The sequence below is a fragment of the Phaeodactylibacter sp. genome (assembly GCF_040219495.1).
In the GTDB taxonomy this organism is placed as follows: domain Bacteria; phylum Bacteroidota; class Bacteroidia; order Chitinophagales; family Saprospiraceae; genus Phaeodactylibacter.
Genome location: NZ_JAVJSK010000109.1, coordinates 22,200 through 45,320, shown reverse-complemented (window position 1 = coordinate 45,320; position 23,121 = coordinate 22,200). Strand labels below are relative to the sequence as shown.

16 protein-coding genes are annotated in these 23,121 nt (G+C 50.3%); 6 read left to right on the top strand and 10 right to left on the bottom strand.

Annotation, left to right across the window (positions count from 1 at the left end; all coding sequences use genetic code 11):
• The first annotated feature begins 112 nt into the window (after nt 1-112).
• From RIC19_RS17365 to RIC19_RS17350, 4 genes are all read left to right on the top strand, one after another.
• The gene (locus tag RIC19_RS17365; protein WP_350179617.1) at nt 113-1,942 is read left to right on the top strand and encodes an AMP-dependent synthetase/ligase; all 1,830 of its coding nucleotides are present in this window, start codon (nt 113-115) and stop codon (nt 1,940-1,942) included.
• A 246-nt stretch (nt 1,943-2,188) separates the two neighbouring features.
• Nucleotides 2,189-2,755, top strand: a complete 567-nt coding sequence (locus RIC19_RS17360) for a hypothetical protein (RefSeq protein ID WP_350179616.1) — start codon at nt 2,189-2,191, stop codon at nt 2,753-2,755.
• A gap of 296 nt (nt 2,756-3,051) precedes the next feature.
• A complete protein-coding gene (locus RIC19_RS17355) occupies nt 3,052-4,851 on the top strand; it encodes a T9SS type A sorting domain-containing protein (protein ID WP_350179615.1) in 1,800 nt (599 codons plus the stop codon).
• Between the two features lie 177 nt (nt 4,852-5,028).
• A complete protein-coding gene (locus RIC19_RS17350; RefSeq protein WP_350179614.1) occupies nt 5,029-5,832 on the top strand; it encodes a TIGR00266 family protein in 804 nt (267 codons plus the stop codon).
• Between the two features lie 454 nt (nt 5,833-6,286).
• Here RIC19_RS17350 and RIC19_RS17345 read toward each other — a convergent pair whose 3' ends face one another.
• Genes RIC19_RS17345 through RIC19_RS17335 form a run of 3 tightly spaced genes read right to left on the bottom strand, consistent with a single transcriptional unit; the run spans nt 6,287 to nt 9,198 of the window.
• The gene (locus RIC19_RS17345; RefSeq protein WP_350179613.1) at nt 6,287-7,534 is read right to left on the bottom strand and encodes an aminotransferase class I/II-fold pyridoxal phosphate-dependent enzyme; all 1,248 of its coding nucleotides are present in this window, start codon (nt 7,532-7,534) and stop codon (nt 6,287-6,289) included.
• 22 nt (nt 7,535-7,556) lie between these two features.
• Nucleotides 7,557-8,081, bottom strand: a complete 525-nt coding sequence (locus RIC19_RS17340) for a rhodanese-like domain-containing protein (protein ID WP_350179612.1) — start codon at nt 8,079-8,081, stop codon at nt 7,557-7,559.
• Nucleotides 8,082-8,106: 25 nt separating this feature from the next.
• Nucleotides 8,107-9,198, bottom strand: coding sequence for a diphosphomevalonate decarboxylase (locus tag RIC19_RS17335; RefSeq protein ID WP_350179611.1), 1,092 nt, complete (start codon nt 9,196-9,198; stop codon nt 8,107-8,109).
• A gap of 232 nt (nt 9,199-9,430) precedes the next feature.
• Between RIC19_RS17335 and RIC19_RS17330 the strand changes: the two genes are divergently transcribed.
• Together RIC19_RS17330 and RIC19_RS17325 are read left to right on the top strand one after the other, a co-directional pair.
• A complete protein-coding gene (locus RIC19_RS17330; protein WP_350179610.1) occupies nt 9,431-10,648 on the top strand; it encodes a T9SS type A sorting domain-containing protein in 1,218 nt (405 codons plus the stop codon).
• Between the two features lie 375 nt (nt 10,649-11,023).
• The gene (locus RIC19_RS17325; RefSeq protein WP_350179609.1) at nt 11,024-12,094 is read left to right on the top strand and encodes a PepSY-like domain-containing protein; all 1,071 of its coding nucleotides are present in this window, start codon (nt 11,024-11,026) and stop codon (nt 12,092-12,094) included.
• A gap of 383 nt (nt 12,095-12,477) precedes the next feature.
• On the opposite strand, the gene RIC19_RS17320 is transcribed toward RIC19_RS17325, so the two are convergent.
• From RIC19_RS17320 to RIC19_RS17290, 7 genes are all read right to left on the bottom strand, one after another.
• Entirely contained in the window at nt 12,478-14,820 is a 2,343-nt protein-coding gene (locus tag RIC19_RS17320) for a M1 family metallopeptidase (protein WP_350179608.1), read from the bottom strand.
• A 186-nt stretch (nt 14,821-15,006) separates the two neighbouring features.
• A complete protein-coding gene (locus tag RIC19_RS17315) occupies nt 15,007-16,170 on the bottom strand; it encodes a beta-ketoacyl synthase N-terminal-like domain-containing protein (RefSeq protein ID WP_350179607.1) in 1,164 nt (387 codons plus the stop codon).
• 200 nt (nt 16,171-16,370) lie between these two features.
• Nucleotides 16,371-17,474, bottom strand: coding sequence for an aminotransferase class I/II-fold pyridoxal phosphate-dependent enzyme (locus RIC19_RS17310; protein WP_350179606.1), 1,104 nt, complete (start codon nt 17,472-17,474; stop codon nt 16,371-16,373).
• A gap of 72 nt (nt 17,475-17,546) precedes the next feature.
• Nucleotides 17,547-18,863, bottom strand: a complete 1,317-nt coding sequence (gene thrC / locus RIC19_RS17305; RefSeq protein ID WP_350179605.1) for a threonine synthase — start codon at nt 18,861-18,863, stop codon at nt 17,547-17,549.
• Entirely contained in the window at nt 18,860-19,801 is a 942-nt protein-coding gene (locus tag RIC19_RS17300; protein WP_350179604.1) for a homoserine kinase, read from the bottom strand. Before RIC19_RS17300 ends, thrC begins: the two co-directional genes overlap by 4 nt.
• Nucleotides 19,801-22,257, bottom strand: coding sequence for a bifunctional aspartate kinase/homoserine dehydrogenase I (gene thrA, locus RIC19_RS17295; protein WP_350179603.1), 2,457 nt, complete (start codon nt 22,255-22,257; stop codon nt 19,801-19,803). Before thrA ends, RIC19_RS17300 begins: the two co-directional genes overlap by 1 nt.
• Before the next feature lie 387 nt (nt 22,258-22,644).
• The gene (locus RIC19_RS17290; RefSeq protein ID WP_350179602.1) at nt 22,645-23,079 is read right to left on the bottom strand and encodes a hypothetical protein; all 435 of its coding nucleotides are present in this window, start codon (nt 23,077-23,079) and stop codon (nt 22,645-22,647) included.
• Nucleotides 23,080-23,121 lie beyond the last annotated feature (42 nt).

Sequence of the window (23,121 nt, the reverse complement as noted above, 5' to 3'; positions counted from 1 at the left end):
TGTTTGGCTTAAATGAATTGTTGGCTGTTATTCATATCTTTGCTGCTTTATTTCGCACATTTGCTATCTGCCAACTATCTTTCGGGTACCTAACCAAAACTTGCAGGACATTATGGACCATCCAACTCGGCTATTTGATTTTATTCAGTATCAGCTTAAGCATAATCCTCAGGAGAAGGCTTACGGATACCGCCAAAACGGACAATGGGTATATTACAGCACCCAGGAAACAATTGACAAAGCCAATAAAATAAGTCGGGGCTTACTCAAGCTCGGAGTAAAACCAGGTGATAAAATTGCGATGGCCGTCTACCAAAACCGGCCGGAATGGGTGGTCCTGGACTTGGGTATTCAACAGATCGGTGCCATCAATGTCCCGGTTTACCCGACGATCAGCCCGAGCGAGTACGAGTACATCTTCAACGATGCAGAAGTGAAGTACGCCTTTATGGGCAAGGATGACTTGTACGATAAAGTTAATCAGGCGAAGGCAAATGTACCTTCGCTTCAGGAAATCTACACCTTCGACCGTCAGGACGGGCGCCTGTATTGGGAAGACCTGTACGAAGAGGAAGGGCAAAAGGAAGTGGAAACCATCAAAGCCAAAATCAAGCCAAGTGAGCTGGCCACCATTATTTATACCTCAGGCACCACGGGCGAGCCTAAAGGTGTCATGCTGTCGCACCGCAATATCGTGAGCAACGTGACGGATGTGATGGACATCTTTCCGATCGACAACGAACACAAAGTGCTGAGCTTTCTCCCTCTCTGCCATATTTTCGAGCGGGCGGCGCTCTATTCTTACACCTTCCTGAGCGCGAGCATCACCTTTACCGGTACGGACAACCTCGGCGGAGACGAAGGAGACCTGAAAGCCGTACAGCCGCACTTTTTCACCACCGTCCCCCGCCTGTTGGAAAAAGTCTACGAAAAGATTTACAACAAAGGCCTTGAACTGACTGGCGTGAAAAAATCGCTGTTTTTCTGGGCGCTCAGCCTTACGGAAGACTACGAATACGACAAACAGTACAGCGGCCTTGCTGGCCTGAAGCTGAAGATTGCCGACAAGCTCATCTTCAGTAAGTGGCGGGAAGCCTTGGGTGGAAACGTCAAGGGGATTATTACCGGTGCGGCTCCCTGCCCGGTAAAAATGGCCAAGGTTTTCTCTGCGGCAGGCGTGCCGATCCGGGAAGGCTACGGGCTTACCGAAACTTCTCCTGGTCTTGCGATCGGGCACTTCAGGCCAGGCGGCGCTATGCTGAGCACCATCGGCCCTGCCCTGAAGAGTGTGGAGTTACGCATCGATGACTCAGACGGTGTTTACAACCCCGGAGAAGGGGAAATCCTGGCCAAAGGCCCTAACGTAATGATGGGCTACTACAACAAACCCGAAGCTACTGCTGAGGTTTTCAAAGATATTGACGGGGAGCGGTGGTTCCGTACCGGTGATGTGGGCACCCTTGTCCCTGGCCCTGCCGGGCAGCAATTCCTGAAAATTACCGACCGGAAGAAAGAGCTGCTCAAGACCTCCGGCGGCAAATATGTAGCTCCGGCTCCAATCGAGAACAAGCTCAAGGAAGACTTCCTCGTGGAGCAGGTGATGGTGGTTGGTGAGCAGCGCAAATTTGTTTCCGCTATCATTCTGCCCGCTGAAGATGCACTCAAAGACTGGTGCGCCCGTCATGGGGTGGAGTGGAAAGGTATGCAGGATGCGGTACAGCAACCTGAAGTTATTGCCAAGTACCAATCGATCATCGATCAGTACAATCCCAATTTTAGCAAAATAGAGCAGATCAAGAAATTCTGCCTCATCGCTACTTCCTGGGAGCCCAGCCGGACCGATGGTACGGCAGCCGAGCTTACGCCAACGATGAAGCTGAAGCGGCGGGTCATTCGCGATAAGTACCAGCAGGATATTGAGTCCATTTACGCGGAAGGTTAGTGGTCTGTCAAGTGTTAATTTATGGGTTGGGTGGGAGCGAATTTTGAGGCTAATCGACCTGTCCGCCGTACTTAGGTACTAAGGCAGGCGGGGGCGGATGTTCCCGCGCATAGCAGCGCTACGTAAGGGGTTGTCCAACGAAGAGTAGCCTCAAAAGTCGCCGCAGGCAACCCCTGGTTTTAGCCTTGACAGACCACTAGCTGAACAAAGCAGCAACCCAGCCATTTGGATAGTAAAACCCTTCGAATGGCTGACCTCACTAAACAACTCAATCATTTACTAAAGCAGGGCGCGGAGCTTTTTCATCCCGGTGGAAAAGCTCCGTTGCTTTTTGCGGAAGCGGATGAAGACTGGAAAGAACTCTCAACACTGACGCCCGAAAAAGAAGTCCTGCAGCAAAACCACTATCAGGTCACAGCTGCCGATTTTGATGAATCCACCGGCAAGCTATACGTGGCGTATAGCAAGACCGATTACCTACAGGTGCGGCCGGTGCCATTCGAAGCGCTTAAAAGCCACCGTCAGCTTTTGGAGCAGTGGTACCTTTTGCTTACCCGGGAGAAGTTGCCGCAGCAGGCACAAGTAGAGCAATGGCCCATTCAGCAGGACCACTGTCTGCAACGCGTGGTCTTGGACGACTTGTTTCAGGATTGCTGGTACAACCATCTCAGCCGGTCAAAGCCAGCCTATCGTCAGTTGGACAACCTGCAGCTAGGGCAGGGCTTGCAGCTCTTAAACCGGATGGAGCAAGAAGGAAAATCGTTAGTTGCAGCGTTAAATGTCAGCAGCCTGACGTTTCGCGGAAAAACATAAAAGCCTCTTCGCAGCGAACCAGAATCCGTAAACGATTATTCTAAGTGTACGGGTGCGTTCATGTTCTCCTTTGCCAGATCATGAATTTCAAGCTGGAAAAGAATTCTTTTCGGACAGTATGACAAAATGATTAATTTAGCAACCTGAAATGGAGAGCCGACCCTGTTTTGTCGGCTACCTGATACGGTACACTGAACTTTCTAGATAGCCCTATCACCAAGTTAAAATTGTAAAAGCCCGCTCCGGCGGTCTTTATATCGTATGTTTAAAACTCTTTAGTAATCAAAATTGCTTCTATGAAAATTTTTACGACTACAATCCTTTCCCTGTTCCTGGCCATCACTATGGTCAATGCGCAGGTGGTTTATGTGAACTCCCCTGAAGACCTTGTTGGCGGGTACAACTTTGGTGTAGCAACCGATTGGGGAACACAACTTACCGATACGATCATCACAGCTGATGCCGCATTTATAGACGACGGTACCGGTGAAACAGCAACGCAAGGTTGTATGGCCGCGGTAAACGGCGCAGAGCTGGAAGGCAAAATTGCGTTGGTTGACCGTGGTGGCTGTGAGTTTGGTCTGAAGGCACTCAATGCAGAAAATGCTGGTGCTATTGGTGTCATCATTTTCAATAATCAGCCTGGTGTAGGTGTCATCAACCTGGGTGGTGGTGCTAACGGAGGTAGTGTTACTGTGCCTGTGGCTATGTTGAGCTATGAAGACGGTCAGGCCATCCGTACTGCTCTGGAGAGTGGTGCGGTAAACATCACAATGGGCAACCTGATCCTTCCCAATGATGTGGGGGCCACAGCGCCAAACGTAATGGTTGCACCCTACGGTGTGGTGCCTATCGATCAGGTTACTGCTGAGAACTTCACGTTTGTACCCGGTGCAAATATGGTAAACAATGGTTCAAACGCCGCTTCTAACCTTAATGTATCTGCTACAATCGAGTATGCAGAACTCGACGGCTCGAACCCTACTGAGGTCTACAGTGAAGCAGGTATGTTGGATGAAACCATCAACCCGGACTCTACTTCCAGCCTCCTGACGCTTGCTGAATTTACTCCGGGCAATGGCATTGGTCGGTATACCACTACTTACCAGGTGGCTAGTGATAGCACAGATCAGCTTAATTTTGACAACTCCGTTACCACTACATTCGCAGTGACCGACTCGATCTACTGCAAAGGTGGATGGGACTTCGCTGCGGGCCGTCCGAATGTGACGATTTACTACTCTCCCGGCGGAGGCGGTGTTTTCGAAATGATGGCACCGTTTGTTTTCCCTAATGGTAGTGGTCTTCGTATTGACACCATAATTGTCGATGTACTAGCACCATCTGGTTCTACACTGGCTAGTGAGCCATTTGAAGCTTATGTGTATGAATGGACAGATGCCAATGAAGATGGAGTTGCTCTCAACGACGAAATACTGACAGTTGGAGTATCTACTGTTGCCTTCCCTGACACTTTCCCTGATCAGGTTGGCGAGCTGACATTGCCTATCATTGACTTTAATACATTCTCTGAGCCAGGTCCGGTTGTTAATCCAGATGCAACTGCATACTTCGTAGGTATTCGCTATACTGGTGAGGGGCAGGCTTTCATCGGTGTAGATGAGACCTTTAGCCATGAGCAGTACATAGAATTTTTGTCTGCTAATGCAGCATTGACAGATGCTGACTATCCTTACTTTGTAATAAGCTCTTTTGATCCTAGCGATAACTCGCCGGATTTCTCCACCAAAGGGCTGTTTACTGACGTTTCTGCAGGTCTGGGGCTTGCCATCAAAACCGCTCCAATCGCCAGCAGCACAGAGGACGTGGTAGGTGCAGAAACCTTCGAGATGGACATCTTCCCGAACCCAACTGCGGAGAAGCTGACCACCAATATCACTTTCAAGGAGAGCACAAGCTTCGTAGAGTACAATATCACTTCCGCTAACGGACAGGTGCTGCTGCGTCAGCGCGACAGCAGTCTAGGTGAGCGCGAGCAGGCGGAGTTCAACGTGGAAGCACTGCCAGCTGGCCAGTACTTCCTGATGATCCGCACGGAGCAGGGCATTCAGACGATGCCATTTGTGAAGAAGTAATTGGTTTTGAAAATTAGTGTAAACCTGTAACAGGTTTACCATTCAAGCGCCTCGCGGGAGTTTTCCGGCGGGGCGCTTGTCGTTTATTTAGGCATGTCTCTCGAAAGGATTATGGCTATCTGATGCAGAAATCTTAATTTAAAGCATTATTAGATCAAAAAACGATACACCTTATCCATGAATGCACACGAGATAGATTTTCAGATCTTCGGTGAAGAAATGCAGTACGTTGAGATTGAGCTTGACCCCTATGAGACGGTCATTGCGGAAGCCGGCAGCTTCATGATGATGGACGACAGCATTGAGATGGCCACCATCTTTGGTGACGGGAGCCACCGGGAAGAAAACTCCGGGCTTTGGGGCAAAGTCCTTTCCGCAGGCAAGCGCCTGATCACCGGCGAAAGCCTGTTTATGACCGCTTTCACCCATGCTGGTACCGGGAAGAAGCGCGTCTCTTTTGCTTCACCCTACCCCGGGCGGATTATCCCCCTCGACCTATCAGAGCATGGCGGCAAAGTCATCTGTCAGAAGGATGCTTTCCTGTGCGCTGCCAAAGGCGTATCTGTCGGTATTGAGTTTTCTAAGCGCCTCGGCCGGGGTTTCTTCGGTGGTGAAGGCTTCATTATGCAAAAGCTGGAAGGCGATGGCTTGTCCTTCCTGCATGCCGGAGGCACCGTAACGCGCAAAGAACTGGCCATTGGCGAAACGCTGCGGGTAGATACCGGTTGCCTCGTGGGCTTTACGCAGGATGTAGACTACGATATTGAGATGGTGCGCGGTGTGCGCAATGCTATTTTTGGTGGCGAAGGCCTGTTTTATGCCCGCCTTCAGGGGCCGGGCAGCGTTTGGGTACAATCCCTGCCTTTCAGCCGCCTGGCAGACCGCGTCCTACGGGCGTCCAAACACTACGGTGGTGGCAAAAAGGGCGAAGGCAGTGTACTCGGCGGCCTTGGCGACCTGCTCGACGGAGACGGCTTTTAAGCACAAAAAAAATAAGTCACCACTGCAAACAAAAATTCGAACACGCTGTTTATTGGTAGTTTTACTATCGATTTGAATCGAATTACTCAATAGATAGTGACAAGAATTTCTGTTGTAGTTCGTCCTGATTTTTTTCAGGATCGAATTTACATGGTGACTGAGGCTTTTGGAGGAGAGGCATTGCCTCTCCTTTTTTAGTAGCGCTTATTCAATCGCTCCTCTTCTACCGGGTCTTGCACCAATAGCTTTTCTATCAACTTCGCTACACTTGCTTCCGGTTTATGCTATTTGAGGAGTAGGCACCTAGCCTTATTAGAGGACTGATCTCACTCCACGACTAACCTTTCCGTGGGAAGTGTGGCTGGTGTTTCAGATACACTACGGACAAAAAAAATCGGATGGCAAAGTCAGTTGACCGCCATCCGATTGAATAGGTAGTAAATACTATCTTTCCTTATTCAGGCTTGATCAGCTCCGCTTGCTTAGCGTAAGCACCGGACTTCAGTTTATCATAAATCGCGGTGAACGCCTCAATAGTCTGATCTATATCATCTTGCGTGTGTGCAGCCGTTGGGATAAGGCGCAGGAGGATCATCCCTTTCGGAATCACCGGATAAACCACCACAGAGCAGAAGATATCGTAATTATCGCGCAGGTCCTTTACCAGCACCATCGCTTCCTCTACCGAGCCGTGCATGTAGACCGGTGTGACGCAGCTCGACGTGTTGCCCAGGTCGAAGCCACGGTCGCGCAGCCCTTTCTGCAGGTTGTTCGCATTTTCCCAAAGCTTATTCTTGAACTCCGGGCGTGTGCGCAGCATCTCAAGGCGCTTGATATTGCCGATCGTGAGCGGCATCGGAAGCGATTTGGCAAAAATCTGAGAGCGTAGGTTGTAGCGCAGGAACTCGATCACCTCGCTATCACCTCCTACAAAAGCACCAATGCTCGCCATAGACTTTGCGAAGGTACTGAAGTAGAGGTCAATATCGTCCTGTACGCCCTGCTCCTCGCCAGCACCCGCACCGGTCGCACCGAGTGTACCAAAACCGTGGGCATCGTCCACCAGTATCCGGAAGCCATATTCTTCCTTATGGGCGATGATTTCCTTCAGGATACCCTGATCCCCGCGCATACCGAATACCCCCTCTGTGATGACAAGGATACCGCCGCCGGTTTGTTCCTGGAAGACCTTCGCCTTCTTAATTTGCTTCTCGAAGCTTTCAATATCGTTGTGCTCAAAGGGCAGGCGCTTGCCGATGTGCATACGTATACCATCATAAATACAAGCGTGGCAGTCTTTGTCATAGACCACAATATCCTTACGTGTAAGGAGCGAATCTACAATAGACATAATGCCTTGGTAGCCAAAGTTGAGCAGGAGCACCTCTTCTTTACTGACAAATTCCGCCAGATCCTGCTCCAGCTTTTCGTGGTAAGCCGTCTCGCCCGACATCATCCGGGAGCCCATAGGATAAGCCAGGCCCCAGTCGCGGCTGGCTTCTTCATCTACTTTCCGAATTTCCGGGTGGTTGCCCAGGCCCAGGTAATTATTAACGCTCCAAACGATTTTTTCTTTGCCCTGGAATTGCATCCGGCTGCCCAGCTCGCCTTCCAGCTTGGGAAAGGTATAATAGCCGTGTGCCGTACGGGACCACTTGCCGAGTGGGCCTCTGTCTTCCAAAAACTTTGCAAATAAATCCATAAAGAATTTGATTTGATGATGATTACCAGACTTTTTCAGCCTGCTTTTTATCCACCCACTTGCCCCAGTTGGCATTATAGGTATGGACTTTATTGGTTTGTTCGCCGGTGGTATCCACAACGGGCAACCCCTGGTTGACCCATTCAAAAATACTGCCGTAGAGATTGTGTACATTTGTAAAGCCCCTTTTCCGGAGCTGCTCCGCCACTTTTTCGCTGCGGTAGCCAATCGAACAGTACAGGACCACCTGGCTATCTTTGGGCACTCCTTCGAGTGCCTGTTCTTCTAAGTTTTTATAACCAAGAAAACGGGCGCCTTCGATATGGCTCACGTTGTACTCCTCCCGGTTTCGAGCATCAAAGATATAAACTTCCTCCTGAATATCCCTAACCTCCTGAACGCCAATTGTTGGGATGGTGAAGCTCAACATGCTGCTGATTTTCTGATCAAACCGGGGGTTGCCTACCGGCGGGCGGTCTTCAGGCGGCTGGGCGCAGGCCGGCCGGCCCAGCATAAGTACGCCAATCACAATGGAAAAGAAACGCATAGTTTTTACTTTTAACTGACTTAGGCTAGAGTTGAAGCGGCCCTTTGCCGACCTGATCAGCGATCCAACGCCCGTCTTCACAGTATGGTACCAATTCGGCATGGATAAAGTTTTCAATTTCTTCCTTTATTCGGTCCGGGAAGAATAAATGGAGGTTGGGCCCGGCATCGAGGCTGAAGTATAGCGGGTGGCCGGTGTCTTGCCGGTAGGCCTGCACCTTATTAATGAGTGTGATGGTGTGGGGCTGCATTAAAATATAGGGCGGGTTGGAAGCCATCATGAGCGCGTGCAGGGTGAGCGCTTCAGTCTCGAGCAAGCGCCCGAAGTGATCCTCGTCGCCGGTGCGCAGCGCGCCTAACAGGTCGTGCATATGCTGCCGGGCCTGCTGATAGCGGTTGGAGGCATATATATTCCCATCCATAAGCCCGTGCCCGGCCCGGCTCGATACGGATTTCTCGCCTTTGCTGACAATCAGGATGGCATCGTGGTAGGTATTAAATACGTCGTGCACCTGCCCGGCCATAGGTATAGCGTGCAGGTCAGAAGACCCCGGCACTTCGCCCATCTCCCCCCACATGGCGAGCCCTTCATAGACCGACCGGCTCGCGCTGCCAGAGCCCAGGCGCGCTACATAGGAGGCTTTTTGCCGAAAGGCGTCATCATCACCAAGGGTACCGAAGAGTTCGTCCTCTATCGTGCACAGGCATAGGGCCAGCGCGCTCATACTCGAAGCCGAAGAGGCAATGCCCGAAGAGTGCGGAAAGGAATTCGTGGAACGTATGGTCCAGTCGAGCTGTGCCAGGAAAGGGAAGATTTCAGTAAGGCTTTCCAGAAAAGCTTTGACCTTTTTAGCAAAAGCTTCATTGGGTGCGCCATCGAAGTAAAAATCGAGTGCGATGCCCCGGTCTGCGCCTTTTTTGGGCGCGTACGACACTTCAGTCTCCGTATAGGCACGGTCGAGCGTGAAACTGATAGAAGGGTTTCGCGGCAGCTGCCGCCCGTGCTTGCCCCAGTATTTCACGATGGCCAGATTAGAAGGGCTGCGCCATATACTATGGCCGGGCTGTACCTTGGCGGTTTCGAGCACCAGTTTTGGGTTTTTATAATCCATTGACATGTGTTGCATTTTGGGTCTTGCAAAAGTAAACTTTATACGCTTACTGCGGAAAAGTGTGGGTTAGAGAACTTAGATTTTGGGACAAAGTCATGAAATCCGTGACTGGCAGCCGACTAAATCACTTCTTTTTCGGTTTTAGTCAACCAATACTATCCAATAGTGTCTCATATTCACACTATTGATTAACAGAACACCATATACTATTAATAGACCTATTAACAAATTGAGCAGTATGAGAATTTTTTCCTTTTTAATGCTTTTGCTAACCCCGCTATTCCTGACCGCTCAGCAAGAGTGGGACACAATAGCCCCTTTGCCCAACAACCTGGTAACCGACCACTCCTACGGTTTTGCCCTTGACGGTAAAGGTTACTTTGTAGCCGGCGCAGATGAGTTTAGCTACCTCGATATCTTTTATGAATACGACCCGCAGGCAGACACCTGGACAGAGCTGGACGATTTCCCCGGCGGCAACCGTGGGTTTGGTATCGGCGATATTTGGGACGGTAAGGCCTACTTTGGCTTTGGCTTCAGTGGGTCTGCTTACATGCGGGACCTGTGGGTTTTTGACCCACAGACTGGCGAGTGGACAGAGCTGGCTCCCTGCCCCTGCCAAGCCCGAATCCACCCGGCCTTCATTGCGCATAACGATAAGATATTCGTAGGCATGGGCGGATCATCAAATGGCAACCTCAGAGACTGGTGGGAGTATGATATGGCTACCGATACCTGGAGCCAAAAACCAAATTTCCCCGGTGCACGCCGCCACCATCCTTTTCAGTTTGGCCTCGGCGATTACGTCTACACGGGCTTTGGCCATGGTGACAACTTTATCTCTAATGAATGGTACCGCTACGATCCGGCAACGGAAGAATGGACGCAGATGGCAACCCTGCCGGCAGAAGGCCGCGTAGCGGGCACACAGTTTTCGCATGGCGGTATAGGGTATGTACTGAGCGGCGATGGTGGCGACCACACTTCTATGGAGGATGGCGAGTTTTGGTCCTATGACCCGGAGCTTGATCAATGGGAAGAAATGCCCGCTCACCCGGGTGTTTCCCGCTGGGCGCCAACTTCTTTCATTTTGGATGGCTGGGTATATTTGCTTGGCGGCCCTACTAATGTTAATGGTACCCTAAGCTACCTGCCGAATAACAATTACCGTTATCAGCTGGAAGAAATCAGCAGTACGCGGCAGGAACTGGCCAATGATCCTACCCTTTTCGATGTGTACCCCAATCCTTTTACGGAGCAGGTCCGCTTCAACTGGAATACAACCGGTAGCGAAGCGGAAGGACTGATCCGTATCCTGGATAATAAAGGACAGGCCGTCTTTCAGACGACACAGTTGCTCCCGGAGCTGGAGCTGGACTTCCTCCCTGCGGGTATTTACCATGTAGAGGCGGTAGCCGGACAGCGGCGCGCCGTGAAAAGTGTCGCAAAGCAGTAGTAAAAATGCTGCAAAGCAATAATAAAAAATGCCGGCCTTGCTTATCTGGGCCGGCATTTTTTTTTGCTTTTATCAGATAAAAAGGGGCTGTTTGCCCCTTTTTTTAGGCAAAAACAGGGTCATTTATTTTATTTCCCGCTCTCTTTTATTGACAAATAAAATTTACATATTAAAATAATTACAAATAAAAAAGCCTTTAACCCTTATCTAAAGGTACTATTTCTTAAAAATATAAAGCACTGATCTATTTATTGCATTGACAAATCTATCTTTTTGTAGTTGTGAGAGGATTTTTTCGCCTGCATCTTTGTAGCGTAATCAAAAGGGAAACATAATCCCAAAAACATTCGAACTTATTAAAATCAATTTAGTGCTATGAAAAATTTGATCTTTGGAGCCCTCGCGCTCATCACCGCTTTGACACTTGGCAGCTGCAATTTACTTGACGACAACAGCTCCCCTGGTGGAAGCCCTTTTAGTACAGTCTTTAACCCCGATGCAGTCTTTAGCCCCTGTGAGGACGGCGTGGATGCAAGCTACAGTGACCTGCCTACCGCTGCGCAAGACTACATTCAGGAAAACTACCCCAACTGGGAAGTGGATGATGTTGACCGCTACCTGGAAAATGGCGACGTGCGCTTCGGGGTAGAGCTCGACAGCCTCAATGCAGAGTACGAACTCCTGTTTGATGCAAGCGGCACCCTCATCAGCGCCGGCCCGGATAACGATGATACTTACATCAGCATCAGTGACCTGCCTCAGGAAGTACTCGATTACCTCGAGGCAGAATTCCCCGGCATGGCTATCGATGAAGTCAGCATCGATGTAGAGTACGGCCTGGAGTTTTTCGAAGTTGAACTGTACGATGACCTGGAAGTCTACTTCTCTATCGACGGCGTATTTGCCTGCAGCGAAAACAGCAACGGCAACGATGATGACGATGATGACGACGATGATGACGACGACAACGGTAATGACGATGATGACGATGACGATGACAACGGTAATGATGATGATGATGATGATGATGATGACAACGACGATGACGATCAAGTCAACAACTTACCAAGTGGCGTAAGCGAATTCATCAACAGCAACTATCCTGGCTATCAGGTTGACGAGGCTTACCTGGAAGAGTACTGCAACAACACCAACATCCTGGAGGTGGAAATCGAAATGGGCAGTCAGGACCGCGACCTCTACTTTGATCTCGACGGCAACTTCCTCTTCGAAAGAGACGATATCAGTACCACATCACTACCGGCAGCTGTAGTGGCTACCCTGAACGCTGAATACCCCGGCTTCCAAATCGATGATGCTGAAATCCTGACTTTGGCAGATGGTACTGTACAATACTGGGTGGAAGTGGAAAACGACAACGACGAAGACGAGTACGACGTCATTCTGACCGAAGACGGAAACATCGTCTGCAGCTTTGAAGACTAAATATTAGTTTTCCCCCGTATTTATTTTGGAAGGAGTCATCAGTGATGACTCCTTTTTTTGTTCTAAAAAGACGCTTTTCCTTGCAGCAGACAGGCCCGTCGTACAGGAAAGACAAAAATAAACGAATTATACGGCCTTTGTTTTCTATAAACCTATCGGTTGAACGGAAAATAAAACCCTGCACTAACAACACAACCTCTTAATAATCAGCAATAAACAAAGACATTTTAACAAAAATCACTATACATAAATAAAATTCTAAAAACCAGTGCCTGTGCATTCATTCTCAGGGTAAAATTTAACATTTCAACCCCAAAAAGAAAGAGGAGCCCTGCGTAAGCCGGGCTCCTCTTTCAATCTGTCCAATCTAACAGGAAAACCAGTTAGTTGGTCCCCTCTTCTTTTTCTTTGGCGCGACGGGCACGCTGCATTGGGTTTTCACCACCACCCCAGCGGCTAGTCCCCCGGCGCTTGAACATCTCAAAGCGGTTGAGTTGAGTCCGTGGTGGATAATAGTTATTGCCTGTATCCACATCAGCTGTTTCCAGGTAAGGGTCGAGGACAACTTGAGCCACCTCTTTTTCCGTGATAAAGACTTTGCTCACTACCTCATCGTTCATTTTCCAAATTTCGGCAGGTATATAATGGTCTTCCTTGGTACCATCTTCAAACTGCAGCTGTACGATGATAGGCATCACCAAGCCCCCTGCATTCCGGAACGTCAGTTCATAGAAGTTTTGGCCTGCTTCCAGCATCGTCCGCTCTTCGGCAGACAGGCTGTTAAGATAGCGGTCGTATTCTTCCTTATCCAGGATATTAAAGTCCAGCGGATCGTACTCCGTGTAAAAGTCGCGCAGTGCAGGGTCAATTTCATCCTGTGTTTTTTCAATTTCCTGCGCATTGCGGATACTGCTGATATACGGAGCGGATTCTTCCCGTTGCTGTTTGGAAATTTCACTTTCAGCCAGTGGGTCCTGAGTATTCATACGGAAATGCTGCACATTTTCCAGTGCAATATCCACATGATCAGTCGTAAAGAACCAGCCGCGCCAAAACCAGTCGAGGTCTACAGCAGAAGCGTCTTCCATAGTACGGAAAAAATCAGCAGGAGAGGGGTGCTTAAACATCCATCGGTTGGAATACACCTTAAAGGCATAGTCGAATAACTCCCTGCCCATGATGGTTTCCCTCAGGATATTGAGAGCCGTTGCCGGTTTACCATAGGCATTATTCCCAAACTGGTAGATGGATTCTGAGTTGGTCATGATGGGCGAAATCTTTGATTTGTCCCCTTTCATGTAATCCACGATTTTGTAGGCTGGTCCACGGCGGCTGGGATAATCACGCTCCCACTGTTGCTCAGCCAGGTACTGCAGGAATGAATTCAACCCCTCATCCATCCAGGTCCACTGCCGCTCATCGGAGTTGACGATCATCGGGAAGTAGTTGTGCCCTACTTCATGGATAATCACACCAATCATACCATACTTCACGCGCTCGCTGTAGGTGCCATCACTCTCCGGCCGGCCAAAGTTGAAGCAAATCATCGGGTATTCCATTCCGATGGACTTGGCATGAATAGACCAGGCTACCGGGTAAGGGTAGTCGAAGGTGTAATGCGAGTACCACTTCAGGGTATGCGCAACGGCTTTGGTAGAGTAGCGCTCCCACAGGGGGTTACCCTCCTTGGGGTACATCGACATCGCCATAACCACACTGCCGTCACTCTGCTCAACCCCCATCGCATCCCAGATAAACTTACGGGAAGCCGAAAAAGCGAAGTCCCGCACATTTTCGGCAGCAAACGTCCAGGTTTTCTTTTTCTCAGCCTTTGTCTTTTCGTTCTCACGGGCTTCCGCTTCGGAATAAATGATTACCGGCGTTTCTCTTTCTGCCCGTGCTTCCTCCAGTTTTTTGCGCTTATCGCGGGGAAGGACTTCATTGGCATTTTGCAAGGTGCCCGTAGCCGCCACAAGATGGTCGGCAGGCACGGTGATATTCACTTCATAATCGCCAAAGGGCAGTGTAAACTCGCCCCGCCCCAAAAACTGCTTATTCTGCCAGCCCTCTACATCGTTGTAGACGGCCATACGCGGAAAGAACTGCGCAATTGTATACAGGTAGTTGTCATCTTCTTCGAAGTACTCATAACCCGAACGCCCGCCAATTTCCATACGGTCGTTGATATTGTACCACCACTTCACCTTGAAAGCAAACTGCTCACCGGGCTGAATAGGCGCAGGCGGATCGATGCGCATCATCGTTTTATTAACGATGTGGGGCAGGGGCTTGCCATTTGCGTCCTGCACATAATCCAGTTTAAACCCACCATCGAAAGTAGGCGTAAGGCGCTTCAACTGCCCGGAGGACATCCGGTCGTCCATATCGCTTTGCTGAATTTTGTAAGTATCCGAATCTTTTGCCCGCATATTTTGATCGAGCTGTACCCAGATATACTCCAAGGGGTCAGGAGAGTTATTGGTGTAAGTGACCACCTCCTCACCATAGATACGCTGCTTTTCGTCGTCCAACTCCAGGTCAATTACATAATCTGCTTTTTGCTGCCAGTATTCATGCCCCGGAGCGCCGGCTGCATTGCGGTACACATTAGGCGTAGGCAGCTCTGTATACAGCTGCCTGAACTTATTGGTATTGGTGTTTTCTTCTTGCGCCCATGCCCATAGTGCCAGGCAAGACAGGAGCGGCAATAACAGTAGTTGCTTCATACTAATTTTTCAATTTGAATTTAGATTAATCGTGCGGCTACAAAAATAGTGGATTTCACGGTTTTCTAACAGCAGAAACCGAGGCATAGTTGTATAGCCGTCATATGTTCCACGTGGAACAAAACATACACAGGCAATAGGAAAAGATGAACTGCACCTGGCATCTATTCCTATACATTCACCCTATCAGGGTGCTTCAAGGACTACACTAATTGCATTGCCACCAAAGCCCAAGGCATTAACCATCACGTACCGGATTGGGCCTTTTGCAGCAGGATAGGCCAAATAGGGGATCGGTATGAACTCCTGTTGCAGGATCATCAATAAGGCTAATTCTAAACTAAGCGCACCGGAGGCACCCAACGTATGCCCAATTTTCCACTTATTCGAAGTCAGCGACGGCATCTTTTTCCCAAACACTGCACGAACAGCAACATTCTCGCTTTGATCCCCCAGGCGGGTACCCGGGCAATGGCACACGATGGCATCGACAGAAACAATACCGGCTTCATCCAAGGCCTGACGCATCGCAGCCTGCAGCCCCAGCCCATTTCCTGACACACCAGTCATAGATGCAATATCTTCACGAGCATACCCCAAACCGCTGACCCAGGCGAAAGCGGAGCTGGGTGAACGCTCCAGTGCAAATAGAGCACTCCCTTCTCCCAAGACCATGGTATTCTGTGTTTTGTCCAGGTCCAGAGAACGGTTGGGATAAAGGCGGGAAGGCTGGGAAGCGGCGTAGATTTTCAAGGCTTTCATTTGTGCAATCGTAAAAGGCGTTAACGGTGCTTCCGCTCCACCGGCAAGAAACCGCTGGTAACGCCCAGACTCCAACCATACCATCGCATTAGCGAAGGCATGCATGGCACTGCTGCAAGTGATGGAGTTGTCGGAACTAAAACCCGTTGCCCCAATATATTGGGCTGTATGCGTAGCCAGGTTGCCCGCAGTACTTAGCGGGGAGGCGTGGGGAGGTAGTATACCGTTTTGAGATTGGAAATTTTTGAAATGCGTTTCCCAAACACCTGTTGCCCCCCGGGATGAACCGATATAGAGCCCCATCGATTTCCCTTTTTCCCAGAAGGAAGCATCCACCGCCCGTTTTGCAGCCAGCATGCCAAGCAAAACCGAACGGTCGAGGCGCTGATAGCCCTTTTCGGTAGCTCTTATTTGCTGAAGCTGTACTTCTTCAGATGCCATCAATGGAGCGGTCCAGGTACCATCTGCAGACGAACGCTTTATACAGGTTTTATTACTTAAGTATTGCTTCCAAATTTCTCCTGGCGTCCCGCCCAAGGCAGAACTGCTTCCCCAGCCGACAATCCCTATTTTTCCGACTCTGCTCAAAACCTGTTCATTTTAATGAGTGATTCCTACTGTCAATACCCCAATATTCTTTACAAATGAACCGCTGTAGAAAAATTCAAATGACCGCAGTGAATAGACTTGATGCGCGGAGGGGGGTATTACAGGATTAAAATCGCGCGGCCCCTTCCCACAATACTGGCCCAACGTATCAAGCCTACTGTTTATCCGGTAAGAGGGCACTAGCGAAAACAACTGCTCAATGTAAAGAGAAGCCGATCGATTTCTTCATTGGTATTAAACGTGTGCAGGCATACCCTAAGGCGTTCTTCTCCCCGGGGCACCGTAGGGTAGCGTATAGGCAGTACGCCCATCCCTGCCTCTTGTAAGCTTTTTGCTAAAGCCTGTACCTCGGCATTGCCGGGGCAAAGCACCGCCTGAATAGGCGTATTGCTTGAGATGAGTCGCTGCCGAACCTGATCAGGGCATTGTCCTAAAAAGTATTGTACTCTTTCATGCAATGCCTGCACAAGCCCTGTTTCTGCCATCTTCCCGTAGGCCAGTTTGATATGGGCCAAAGTGACCGGGGGCAAAGCCGTCGTGTAGATAAAGGAGCGTGCAAAATTAATCAGATAGGTTTTCAGTAATTGGGTACCAAGAACAGCGGCACCATGACTTCCCACGGCTTTACCAAAAGTGTGCACCCGCGCCCAAACCAAATCTTCCAACTCCAACGCGCGCACCGCACCTTCGCCATGCTCTCCTATAACCCCTGTACCGTGCGCTTCATCGACGATGAGGTTCGCCCCATAATCCTGGCAAAGCATAGCGATTTCAACTAATGGAGCCTGATCTCCATCCATAGAATAAACACTTTCGACAACCACCCATTTCTCTCCATCGGCAGCAGCAAGCTTTTTGGCAAAGTCCCTGAGATCGTTATGGGCAAAACTAAAGGCACGGGCTTGTGTCAACTTTATGCCATCCCTGAGAGAAGCATGCAGTAGCTTATCGTAAATGATGGTGTCTTGCCGGCTTACCACGGCAGGCAACAGGCCTATATTGGCAGCGTAGCCAGAAGAGAACAACAAGGCAGCTTCAGCGTGATGAAAATCTGCAACTAATTGCTCTACGTCCTCAGCGAGCCGCGAATTGCCACTTAGCAGTCGTGAGCCGGTGGCTCCCGGCAACGGACCTATAGTGTCCGGCAAAGTCCGGGCAAGCCCCAGATAGTCATTAGAACAAAAGTCTGCATGACCGTCGACAGGGGAGGGGAGCTCCCGCTGTAGCCCTGCTTGCCGGCGCTTTTTCAACGCCTGTTCCATCCTTTTTTCGATTGAATCCATAATGCAAAATAAGCCGGTACGTAGAAGAATCGGTTTTCAAACGAGGTCCATAGTCCGGTTTATACCTACAGGTCAGCCCAGATGCTTTAGCAGCCAGTCTTTAAAAGGGGCGAATTCAGGCGGCATCAGGTCAGCCACCTTTTCCCGTTTGGCTAGTTTGGCCAGCCGCTCCGGCACCTTGATCTTTTGCTCAAGTATAGCCTCTACGTCTGGTAAAAACTTGGCAGGGTGAGCCGTCTCCAGGATGACGCCATTCGCCCCGGCGTGGCTTTTCTGGTACTCCTGTAGTGCCAAATACCCGACGGCACCGTGCGGGTCGATGATATAACCGTAGCGGTCGTGCACTTCTTTCACGGCTGCCCGGGTGGCTTCATCCGTATAAGCATAGCCGCTAATGGAGGCTTTCATATTGTTCCACGTGGAACGTTCCTCCAGGTCGTGGTACAAATCCTGCATGCGGGCAAAGTTAGACGGGTTACCTACGTCCATCGCATTACTGAGGGTGCGCTCAGAGGGGCGGGGGCTGTAGTTACCGGTTTGCAAGTATTCCGGTACCACCTTATTGATATTTGTTGCGGCGATAAAATGCTGTACGGGCAGGCCCATGCGCTGCGCCAGCAAACCGGCAGTGAGGTTGCCAAAATTACCACTGGGCACACAAAACACGACTTCATCCGTATCGGAGAGTTGCTTAAAGGCCTCGAAGTAGTAGAACGACTGTGGCACCAGACGGGAAATATTGATAGAATTTGCTGAGGTTAGGCGGATACGCCCGGTAAGCACGGGGTCCAAAAAGGCTTGCTTGACCATCGCCTGGCAATCGTCAAAAGTACCTTCGATTTCCAGAGCGCTGATGTTGTGCCCGAGGGTAGTCAACTGCTTTTCCTGCAGATCCGATACCTTACCTTTGGGGTAGAGGATGACCACGCGCGTGCCTGGTGTCTGGTAAAAACCCGCAGCTACCGCCCCGCCTGTATCTCCGGAAGTAGCCACCAAAATGACCAATTCCTGAGACGCGCCCTGATTAAAATAGCTCATGAGCTGCGCCATGAACCGGGCCCCGAAGTCCTTGAACGCAAGAGACGGGCCATGGAATAATTCCAGTATGTGCTGCCGCTCATTTAAAGCGACCAACGGGGCTTCGAAGTTGATGGCGGTATCGGTGATGTTGCGCAGATCGGCATCCGGGATCGCCCCCTGGAAGAGGGTCTTCGTAACGGTAAAAGCAATCTCCTGAAAGGAGTAGTCTTTTAGGTTGCGGATAAAGGAAGTGGGAAGGGCGGGAATGGACTCCGGCATGTACAACCCGTTATCCGGTGGCAGCCCGCGCAAAACGGCTTCTTTCAGACCGGTAAATTCGTTTCTGTTTTTGGTACTGTAAAGTCTCATGATCGCTCTATGGTTTTTGCGCCTTCCTGATTAATGGGAGAGACGTATAGGTCGCAGGGGATATCCTGATTTAAAAAGGCTTTTTGCATGGCTTCGCCGGCACGGTGCGCGGTGGCAGCGCCTTTGCACAAGGCAAAAACTGACGGCCCAGCGCCGGAAATACTACAGCCCAGCGCCCCCGCACGCAAAGCAGACTGCTTGACCGTTGCAAAACCAGGTATCAATTGGGCCCGCTGTGGCTCAATGATGACATCCTCCAAAGACCGCCCGATGAGTGCGTAGTCTGACTCGTACAAGCCCACAATCAGCCCGCCCAGGTTACCGGTCTGCTGTATGCACTGGGGCAGGGTAGTGGTGGGGCTGAGCACATCGCGGGCATCTTTGGTAAGGACACGCACGTGCGGATAAACCACCGCAGCGTATAGCTCGGAGGGGATAGGCAGGCGGTGCACATCCAGCCCCTGATTTGCCCGGATCAAAATGATACCGCCCAGCAAAGCCGGTGCGACATTATCAGCGTGGTAAGCCCCATCGGCAATTTGCTCCCCCAATACCGCACAGTGCAGCGACTCCAGCTTGGGCACCGGCATGCCCAGAAGGGCATTGATGGCCATAACGCCCGCCGCTGCACTCGCTGCACTCGACCCCAGCCCACTGCCAAAAGGCATTTTTTTATGGATTTCCATTTCCACGCCCAGTGCTGCTTCTCCAAGCTGCTCCAGTAAACGCCGGGCAGCAAAGCCGGCTGTATTTTTCTCCGCCTCGAGCGGGAGCTTCCCTCCATCGCCAGTAATACAAGTGATTTGAAGGCCAGGCCGATCCGTACGGCGGGCAATTACCTCGTCTCCAGGACCGTCAATCGCAAAGCCTAAAATATCAAAACCTACCGCTACATTAGCGACGGTAGCTGGCGCAAAAACACGTACTTCCTGATTCATTAGCTGAGGTAATTTCCAATGGTAATAATCTCTGCGAATACACCGGCAGCCGTCACGGCAGCCCCGGCGCCGGGCCCGCGCACCACGAGCGGGCGGTCCTTGTAACGCTCCGTGGTGAAGACAATCATATTGTCACTGCCACTGAGGCTGTAAAAAGGATGGCTGGGGCCTACTGCTTCTAACCCGATTGTAGCCTTTGTGCCTTGCAGCTTCGCAATCATCCGCAGGGCTTTGCCTTCGGCTTCAGCATTCGCACGCAATTGCTCGAAGTGGTTGTCGGCAGCAGAAAGCGCGTCAAAGAATACTTCAACGGATGTAGCTTCCTGACAGGCAGCAGGCAGGATGTTTTCAATCTCCACATCGTTGGCTTCCAAAGGAAGCCCGGTCTCCCGTGCAAGAATGATCAGCTTGCGCTGCACATCCAGCCCATTGAGGTCAATCCGGGGATCGGGCTCGGTATAGCCCAGCTCCTGAGCTTTCCTGACAATTTCGCTGAAGCTCGTGCCTGCCTTAAAGTTGTTGAAGATGTAGGATAACGAGCCCGAGACAACACCTTCGATTTTCAGGATCTGATCGCCACTGATGATGAGGTCGTTCAGGGTAGAGATCACAGGCAGGCCTGCACCTACATTAGTCTCGTACATAAACTGTACCCCGCGCCGGGCGGCAATGGCCTTGAGGCGCTGATACTGGGCAAAGCCCGAAGAGACAGCAATCTTATTGGGAGTGGAAATACTGATACTAGTGTTGAGGATGTCTTCGTAAAAGGAAGCAATTTTAGCATTAGCGGTATTGTCAATAAATATGGTATTGGAAAGGTTGAGCTCCTTCATCTTTCCAATAAAGATAGCGGGGTCCATATCCATTCCGTTTTCCTCCAATTCCGCTTTCCAGTTATCCAGATCAATGCCTTCTTCCCGGAAGAGCATCTGCCGGCTGTTGGCCATACCGACGATACGCACTTCCAGCCCCCGCTTTTCTTTGAGGTACGCGCCCTGATCTTTGATTTGCTCAATCAGGGTACTGCCGATCAGCCCCACCCCAATCATAAACAGGTGCAGCTCTTTGGTATCCGACAGGAAAAAAGATTCGTGCAGCGCGTTCAGGGCTTTGGCTTCATCAGAACGGTTGATGACCACCGAAACGTTCAGTTCCGAAGACCCCTGCGCAATCGCAACGGCGTTGATCCCGTTGTGCCCGAGCGCCTGGAAAAGACGGCCGGAAATACCCGGCTGATACCGCATATTCTCCCCAATGATCGCAACTACCGAAAGGTCTTCCTCGATCTTCACCGGCGAGATGACCTTCATGCTCATTTCGTATTCAAACTCTTCTTCCACCCGTTTGCGCGCCCTATTCGCCACAGCAGGCTGAACGGCAAAGCTGATGGAGTGCTCCGAAGAGCCCTGCGTGATCAGGATGATGTTGATCCCGGCTGCTGCCAAAGAAGAAAACAAACGCCCGGCAATGCCCGGCACCCCAAATAGCCCGCTACCTGATAGCGTCAGTAACGCCACATGACTAATGGAAGAGATGCCTTTCACCGCATGCCCGTCCGGGTTGACATGATCGGAGATGAGCGTGCCTTCAAAAGACGGATTAAAAGTATTTTTAATATATAATGGAATCTTTTTTAGCAGTGCCGGCTGAAGCGTAGGCGGGTAGATCACCTTCGCCCCAAAGTGCGACATCTCCATAGCTTCCGCGTAGGTCATACTCGGAATTGTAAATGCGCGTTTCACTTTGCGTGGATCAGCAGTAAGCACTCCATTGACATCGGTCCAGATTTCAATTACGCTTGCGTTAAGGCCAGCAGCAATAAGCGCAGCGGTATAATCAGACCCACCCCGGCCCAGGGTGGTGGTCAACCCTCCCTTAGCGGAAGCGACAAACCCTGTGACGACCTGCACGTCCGGGTGCTGAGCATAGTGCTCCCGGATTTTTTGATAGGTCAGCTTAAAGTCTACCCGTGCAGCACCAAAGGCTTTGTCCGTTTTGACAACGCGCCTCGCATCAAGGTAGCTGGCACTGATGCCACTTTGCCGGAGTACATTAGCGATAATAAAAGCAGCGTTGCGCTCTCCAAAGCTGAGCACGTAGTCCATCGTCCGCGATGAAGCTTCCCGGACCAGAAAAATGCCATAGAGCAAATTCTTGAGGACTTCGTGGCTACGCTCCAACTCTGGCAGGACGGTAGCTTTGAAAGAATCATTCAAAAGTTGATCCACGGTATCGCTATGCCGCTGCCGGAAAGCATCAAAGGCGGCCTGATAGGCTTCATCGCCTTTCGCAGCCAGTGTGCTCATCTCAATGAGTGAATCGGTGACGCCGCCGAAGGCCGAAAACACTACGGTAAATTTCTCGCCCTTGGTGTAGTAGCCTTTCAGGATATCAACAATGCCAAGGATGCGTTCGGGTTTAGCGACGGAGGAACCGCCGAATTTTAATACTTTCATGGGTTAACTCAGTTCATAAGTCTGTAGATGATGAAGCTGACCTAATGCTATCGGCATTTACTGCAATACAACAGCAGGCCAGCATTGGCAAATGTATACAGGTTTGTTGGATTGTTGGGCAGGTATGAACAGGAAAAGCGCTGTTTAGCCTAATCTAAAGGAAGGTTGGAGGCCGTAAATACCATTGATATGATTAAGAGCTTGTGGGGATTTTAGTAACCGGTCTGTCCCGGTGAACCAGGACATTTTTTGTTTATACTTTGTCCCGAAAATCCTTCCCACAAACTGCGGGACAGGCTGTCTAGCTAAGGCTAAGCTCCGGTCTTCGAGTCTCGTCTAACCAAAAAATGCTGGTTTTCGACTAGAAGACCAAAGTCCCAACACGCTCTAATGATGCCCTCTTTCGAGAACGGCCATTGCTAACTCAGGCAAAGCTGCCCGTACAGCAGGGACATCTACATTGAAGCTCCGGATGTGTTCTTTGTGATGTAATTTTCGGAAATTGCGCAGATTGAACTCCAACTCAAAAGTAAGCCTTTTTGTCTGCTCCTTCAGTGTTTTTTCCGGAATCGCAATTCGACCGGACTTCATCCTCGGGTCTCCTGTGAATAAATGGAAGTGCCCATCCCCTGCTTCAAAAAGATCAAACTTGAGTACCTTTGCTTCCTGAATGAAAACCTCTACCGAAACACCTTGGCCTACACCCTCGACCTGATTACTACAGACGACCCATTTTAACTGATCTTGTGGCTGAAAAGTAACTTCTTCAGACCGTTTTGTTTCTACCGGCTTAGAAAAAATCTTGTTTTTACGGAAAAACATCTTGTTTTGAAAAGTAAGATAAGTATTTTTGAGGGAATACAC

Bases quoted from the DNA above. Each gene is read 5' to 3' on its own strand.
- RIC19_RS17365 (WP_350179617.1), top strand. From the start codon at position 113: ATGGACCATCCAACTCGGCTATTTGATTTTATTCAGTATCAGCTTAAG.
- RIC19_RS17320 (WP_350179608.1), bottom strand. From the start codon at position 14,820: ATGAAGCAACTACTGTTATTGCCGCTCCTGTCTTGCCTGGCACTATGG.
- RIC19_RS17345 (WP_350179613.1), bottom strand. From the start codon at position 7,534: ATGGATTTATTTGCAAAGTTTTTGGAAGACAGAGGCCCACTCGGCAAG.
- RIC19_RS17325 (WP_350179609.1), top strand. From the start codon at position 11,024: ATGAAAAATTTGATCTTTGGAGCCCTCGCGCTCATCACCGCTTTGACA.
- RIC19_RS17350 (WP_350179614.1), top strand. From the start codon at position 5,029: ATGAATGCACACGAGATAGATTTTCAGATCTTCGGTGAAGAAATGCAG.
- thrA (WP_350179603.1), bottom strand. From the start codon at position 22,257: ATGAAAGTATTAAAATTCGGCGGTTCCTCCGTCGCTAAACCCGAACGC.
- RIC19_RS17340 (WP_350179612.1), bottom strand. From the start codon at position 8,081: ATGCGTTTCTTTTCCATTGTGATTGGCGTACTTATGCTGGGCCGGCCG.
- RIC19_RS17310 (WP_350179606.1), bottom strand. From the start codon at position 17,474: ATGGATTCAATCGAAAAAAGGATGGAACAGGCGTTGAAAAAGCGCCGG.
- thrC (WP_350179605.1), bottom strand. From the start codon at position 18,863: ATGAGACTTTACAGTACCAAAAACAGAAACGAATTTACCGGTCTGAAA.
- RIC19_RS17360 (WP_350179616.1), top strand. From the start codon at position 2,189: ATGGCTGACCTCACTAAACAACTCAATCATTTACTAAAGCAGGGCGCG.
- RIC19_RS17335 (WP_350179611.1), bottom strand. From the start codon at position 9,198: ATGTCAATGGATTATAAAAACCCAAAACTGGTGCTCGAAACCGCCAAG.
- RIC19_RS17355 (WP_350179615.1), top strand. From the start codon at position 3,052: ATGAAAATTTTTACGACTACAATCCTTTCCCTGTTCCTGGCCATCACT.
- RIC19_RS17290 (WP_350179602.1), bottom strand. From the start codon at position 23,079: ATGTTTTTCCGTAAAAACAAGATTTTTTCTAAGCCGGTAGAAACAAAA.
- RIC19_RS17330 (WP_350179610.1), top strand. From the start codon at position 9,431: ATGAGAATTTTTTCCTTTTTAATGCTTTTGCTAACCCCGCTATTCCTG.
- RIC19_RS17300 (WP_350179604.1), bottom strand. From the start codon at position 19,801: ATGAATCAGGAAGTACGTGTTTTTGCGCCAGCTACCGTCGCTAATGTA.